A 5,493-nucleotide genomic window follows, 5' to 3' on the forward strand; every position below is an offset into this window, starting at 1 on the left:
TAAAAAATCTTACCGTTAGCATCAGGGATTTACCGGAAGAATGGGAAGGAAAAACCATTGTTCAACTTTCCGATATTCATTTAGGACAAATCATTGGAACACGTTTTATGAATAGAGTGAATGAGAAAGTGGATGAAATTAACCCGGAAATAGTGGTTATTACCGGCGACCTTTTTGATGGAATGAACAAAAGCTTGGATTCTTTTATAAAACCTCTAAACAATATTAAAGCAAAAAAAGGAGTTTATTATGTAACCGGAAATCACGAAACATATATAGGCGTAAAGAAAGCGCTGGACACTCTTGAGAAAACCGAGATTAATGTTTTAGATGATGAGGTGGCTCTAGTAAATGGCCTGCAGATTATAGGAGTAAGCTATCCGGGTCTAGAAAAGGACATTGCAAATGACAAAAATTATAATTTTAATACTCCAAGCTTATTGCTTTATCATGCTCCAACTGATATTAGAATAAAACAGATTGATCATAACAATATGTATTATTCTCCAAAAATTAATTTTGATTATGCCAAAGAGCTGGGTGTAGATCTACAATTATCAGGCCATACGCATAAGGGGCAAATTTTCCCTTTTAATTTTATTACTAATTATATGTATAATGGTTATGATTATGGTCTTCATAAAGAAGGATATTTCTCTATATATATAAGCAGCGGTACAGGCTTTTGGGGGCCAGCCATGCGAACTGGATCAAGATCCGAGATAGTTGCAATAACCTTAAAGAAAAAATAGCTTCTTGCTTTTATTTTAAAAAATATATAAGATTACAGAACTGCCCTTCTCTAACATAAATTGCAAAGCATAATTATCCGCAATAAAAAAATCAAAAAATAATAAAACTAAATTCACACTCTATGAAAATTCTTTTTGTCTATCCCGAATACCCAGAAACTTTTTGGAGTTTTAAGCATGCTCTAAAATTTATCTCTAAAAAAGCCGGCCATCCGCCATTAGGTCTTTTAACCGTGGCCGCCATGCTGCCCAAGCACTGGGACAAAAAATTAATAGATTTAAATATTGAAAAATTGGCTGATGAAGATATCTGCTGGGCTGACTATGTGTTTATCAGCGCCATGTCTATTCAACAAGAATCTGCCAAAAGAGTAATCGCTCGTTGTCAGGAACTAGGAACCAAGATTGTTGCTGGCGGCCCTCTTTTTACCACGAATTTTAAGGACTTCCCAGATGTCAACCATCTCCTGCTTGGTGAGGCAGAAAATACTTTGCCGCTCTTCCTAGAGGACTTAGAAAAAGGCCGTCTAAAACACCTTTATTCATCAGCTGAAAAACCCAATATTCAGCTAACCCCGCCGCCTCTTTGGGAGCTGGCCAATATGAAAAAATATGCTTCAATGGGCATTCAATATTCGCGGGGCTGCCCCTTTAATTGTGATTTTTGTAATGTGACTGCTCTTTTTGGCCGCAAGATGCGATTAAAAACTAAAGGGCAGATATTGACTGAACTAGAAAATTTGTATTCACGGGGTTGGCGAGGTTCTGTTTTTTTTGTTGATGACAACTTTATTGGAAACAAATCTGCCTTAAAAAAAGAAATCCTCCCGGCAATCATCTATTGGGAAAAGGAAAAAAAATATCCCTTTTCTTTTAACACCCAAGCTTCAATAAATCTGGCAGATGACGAGGAACTAATGCGGCTGATGGCTGATGCTGGGTTTGGCGCTGTTTTTGTGGGTATTGAAACTCCCAACCAAGAAAGCTTAGCCGAGTGTGGCAAACTTCAAAACAAAAACCGCGATCTAATAGCCAATATCAGAAAAATTCAAAAATTCGGCCTAGAGGTTCGAGGAGGTTTTATTCTTGGCTTTGATAGTGACCCGTCTTCTATTTTTGATAGAATGATTTTATTCATTCAAAAAAGCGGTATTGCCACAGCTATGGTCGGTTTATTAAACGCCCCTAATGGCACTAAGCTCTATCAACGATTGGTAAAAGAAAATAGAATTATAAAAAATTTCTCTGGCGACAATACAGATTTCTCAATCAATTTTATAACAAAAATGGATCGCAACGTTCTTCTTGCTGGCTACCAAAAAGTTGTTTCTAATCTTTATTCACCAAAACAATATTACGAACGAGTTAAAATTCTGCTAAAAAACTTTACTCCCCCTAAAAAAGGTAAATCTCAATTTCATTTTTATCATATTAAAGCCCTTGTAAAATCCGTTTGGTTTTTGGGAATAAGAGAAAAAAGCCGAAAACATTATTGGAAACTTATTGTTTGGTCTTTATTTAGACGGCCAAAACTTCTTCCCCTGGCGATAACTTTAAGTATCTATGGCTCTCATTTCCGCAAAATCTTTGCCGCTTATGGAAATCTATAACGAAATCATAAAAACATAGAAAGCTATATTAAAAAATAAAAGATGAATCTAAAAAAATACTTAAAAGAAACTTTTGACGAACATGGCCACAAAAAAAGCCCGAGATTTTCTTCTAACTTTAAAAATTTTATTATTGATATAGATGGCGTTATCTGTGAAGACATTCCTAATGAAGAGCCTGAAAGAATGAAAATTGCTTCTGAAATTCCTGGCGTTAAAGAAAAAATAAATAAATGGTATGGCCAAGGCCATATCATCACCTTTTTTACCTCTCGCACCCCCAGTCTCAAAAGCGTCACGGAAAATTGGCTTAAAGAACATGGTTTTAAATATCATCACATAATTTATAGCAAACCAAGGGGTGGAAATTATTATTATATTGATGATGGTTTTGTGAGGGCAGCTAAAAAATTTAATTAAAATATACATCGACTTCTTCGATGGATTTCCTTAAGATTAAATATGAACACCTACAACCTCATCCTCAAAAGAAGGACAATCAGAAAATTTCAACAAAAAAAACTTCCCAAACAAGTTTTGCTTGATTGTCTTAACGCGGCCAGATTAGCGCCCTCGGGAGCTAATCGGCAGCCTTTGGAATATATATTGGTCGCTAAAAACCTTGAGTCAGTATTTAATTGCACTCACTGGGCGGGTTATCTTGACAACAGCGCGCCCCAACAAAATGAGGAGCCGATGGCTTATATCATCATCCTTTCCCACAAAAAAATTAATCCAGAGCCTAAATATGATGTCGGCTTTGCGGCTGAAAACATTATTTTAACTGCTTTAGAAAAAGAGATTGCCGGCTGTGTTATTGGTTCTTTAGACAAGGCTAAACTGGCAAAAATTTTAGACATTCCTGAAAGTTATACTGTTGAATTAGTGATCGCTTTGGGCTATCCCAAACAAAAGTCAGTGGCTGAAGAATCTAAAGGTGAGCTTAAATACTGGCTTGATGAAAAAAATGTCTTACATGTGCCAAAAAGAAGGCTGAAAGATATACTGCATGAGGAGAAATTTTGAATTTTAGAAAAAGAAAAAGCCGCGCTATACTAACACGGCTTTGTTTTATTCTACTTCCCTAATTCATAGGGTTGGTAGACATCCAATACATGTTTATACGAACTCCTTTTTATTATTGCTTTTAACGCAACTATGCGCCGCTCGCTCACTCAAATCAACGATATGCTCAAAAAGCTTACCTGTCCCAACTAAAGTCACTGGCGTGCCGGTCTGCGCTTCAACCTTGGTAATTAATTCCCAAACCTTAGGGGTCAATCGCTCACGCGTTGTAACACCTTCCACTTCTGGATCATAATGCTCGCAAAAAGTAAGAGCAATTTGTGTTGGGCTATTGAGTATTGCTACGTAACGCAACAGACCCCAAGGGATTCCAACGGCTTTACGTCGTAGGCGGCCAGTAACTACGCCATGCTCCGCAATACCACGCTCTTTAATCTCGTCGGCGCTTAACTCGTTGGGCAGGGGACCTTCGCCTACTCGTGAAGGTAGAGCTTTGAGCACCATCACTGCCTCACTAATATTCTGCCAGCCTAAACCAATCTGTGCGGCCGCTGCCAGGCTAGTACAATCACCGGAAGTCACATACGGATAATCCGGGGATAAACCCAATGACAGCAAGGCGCCTTGTGAGCCCTCAACAATTACAGTGCCAGAACGCGCCGCCTTATTCACTAAATAAGCAACATCAGTAACATATGGTTGTAAACCAGCAATATCCTTAGCCTGTCCAGCCTTACGCAGTACAAAATCAGCACGAGCCGCGCCGGAACCACTACAAGTGGAACCAATCTTTCCGCTCAAATGAGCACTCTCTTGTTCCTGCTTGATATGCTCTTCGGTGATAATCGGACAACGGTAATCAACCCTTGCCCGATCCTGCAAATGATACTTTTCCACCTCTTCTTGGAAAATACTGGGGTTAACCGCAACCCCAGCACCAACAGCAACCATTGTAAGAGGATTAAGAAAACCTAATGGCAACTGCCGTGTGCTAATTAATTGCAATTCTTTAAGAGTACCGAGATAAAGACTGTGCCCAGCATTTGTACCAATCCCAGCACGAACACATAATTCCGCATTCTCGCGACGCGTCAAATAGGCAGAAATCTTGCCTTTGCCAGAATCACCCCAAAAAGCATCAACAATAATAATCGCTCCCATTTTGTTCCTCCCTTGTGAACTATTGTTTGATTTAAAGAGCAACCCCCGCACAATAGTATATAATACCCTTTAAAAAAATACAAGACGCTAAGGCTAATAAAAAAACAAGGCAAATCTCGCCTTATTTTTTATACTTTATTTTTATATTATTAACTCCTTAACTTTATTAACAATTGTATTAACCTTGCAATAATTAGTTATCAATTATCAACAATTGTCAACCAACTTCTAATTTTTCATATCCTTCCTGCACGCACATCCCATTATGCTCCGCTTTACTCTTCCCTAATTTTTTCAAAAATCCCTGAACCACTGCTTGTTTCATTGATTCCAACTCAACCACACCAATAGCTTTAACCAAAGCGCCCAAAAGCGCGGTATTTGGCGAATCTCGGTTAATTAGTTTTAAGGCAATAGTCGAAGCATCCAAAGTATAAACCCTGCCTTTAAATTTTAATTTTTTTCTAAAAATATCAGGGTGCTCTTTAGAATTAACAATCAGGGTTCCATCACTACCCAGGCCTTCTATTACATCAACAACGTCCATCAGTGTCGGATCCAAAACCACCACGGCTTCGGGGCTGGTCACTGGCTCATGCGTAATAATTGGGTCATCGGCAATCCGGGCATAAGTCCGTACTGGCGCCCCGCTCCGTTCTGGCCCATAATCCGGATAGGCTTGAATGTGCTTGCCTTCAGTAAGCGCCGCCTCAACCAAAAACTGGGAAGCTGATTTAGCTCCCTGACCGCCACGACCATGAAAACGTACTTCGAACATAGTTTAACATTTAATCATTTAACATATATCCATTTATCATTTTTTTATTAATTTATTGGTTTATTAATTTAGGCTTAATGGTCAAAAAGTGTTGGTGATTTAACCTTTATCAAGATATTTAAAATGGATATACCAAGTAAGAAAAGAAGCTCTTTTGTCTTTAGTA

The 5,493-nt window shown here is 38.4% G+C and carries 5 protein-coding genes and 1 pseudogene; 4 read left to right on the forward strand and 2 right to left on the reverse strand.

What is annotated here, in order from left to right; genetic code table 11:
- The 4 genes from KKD20_05980 to KKD20_05995 form a co-directional block, all read left to right on the forward strand.
- On the forward strand, positions 1–752 hold a 752-nt coding region (locus KKD20_05980), incomplete at its 5' end, for a metallophosphoesterase (GenBank protein ID MBU4332634.1).
- A 122-nt stretch (positions 753–874) separates the two neighbouring features.
- Positions 875–2,362 carry a B12-binding domain-containing radical SAM protein gene (locus KKD20_05985; GenBank protein MBU4332635.1) on the forward strand — a complete coding sequence of 496 codons (1,488 nt, stop codon included), beginning with the start codon at positions 875–877 and terminating at the stop codon, positions 2,360–2,362.
- A 42-nt stretch (positions 2,363–2,404) separates the two neighbouring features.
- Entirely contained in the window at positions 2,405–2,782 is a 378-nt protein-coding gene (locus KKD20_05990; GenBank protein MBU4332636.1) for a phosphoheptose isomerase, read from the forward strand.
- A gap of 42 nt (positions 2,783–2,824) precedes the next feature.
- Positions 2,825–3,388, forward strand: a complete 564-nt coding sequence (locus tag KKD20_05995) for a nitroreductase family protein (protein MBU4332637.1) — start codon at positions 2,825–2,827, stop codon at positions 3,386–3,388.
- Positions 3,389–3,481: 93 nt separating this feature from the next.
- On the opposite strand, the gene KKD20_06000 is transcribed toward KKD20_05995, so the two are convergent.
- Together KKD20_06000 and KKD20_06005 are read right to left on the reverse strand one after the other, a co-directional pair.
- Positions 3,482–4,549, reverse strand: a complete 1,068-nt coding sequence (locus tag KKD20_06000; GenBank protein MBU4332638.1) for an adenylosuccinate synthetase — start codon at positions 4,547–4,549, stop codon at positions 3,482–3,484.
- A gap of 217 nt (positions 4,550–4,766) precedes the next feature.
- A pseudogene (locus KKD20_06005) lies at positions 4,767–5,327 on the reverse strand (2-oxoacid:acceptor oxidoreductase family protein).
- Between the last annotated feature and the right edge of the window lie 166 nt (positions 5,328–5,493).

The organism is Patescibacteria group bacterium, assembly GCA_018896645.1.
In the GTDB taxonomy this organism is placed as follows: Bacteria; Patescibacteriota; Patescibacteriia; order UBA2591; family JABMQE01; genus JAHIMF01.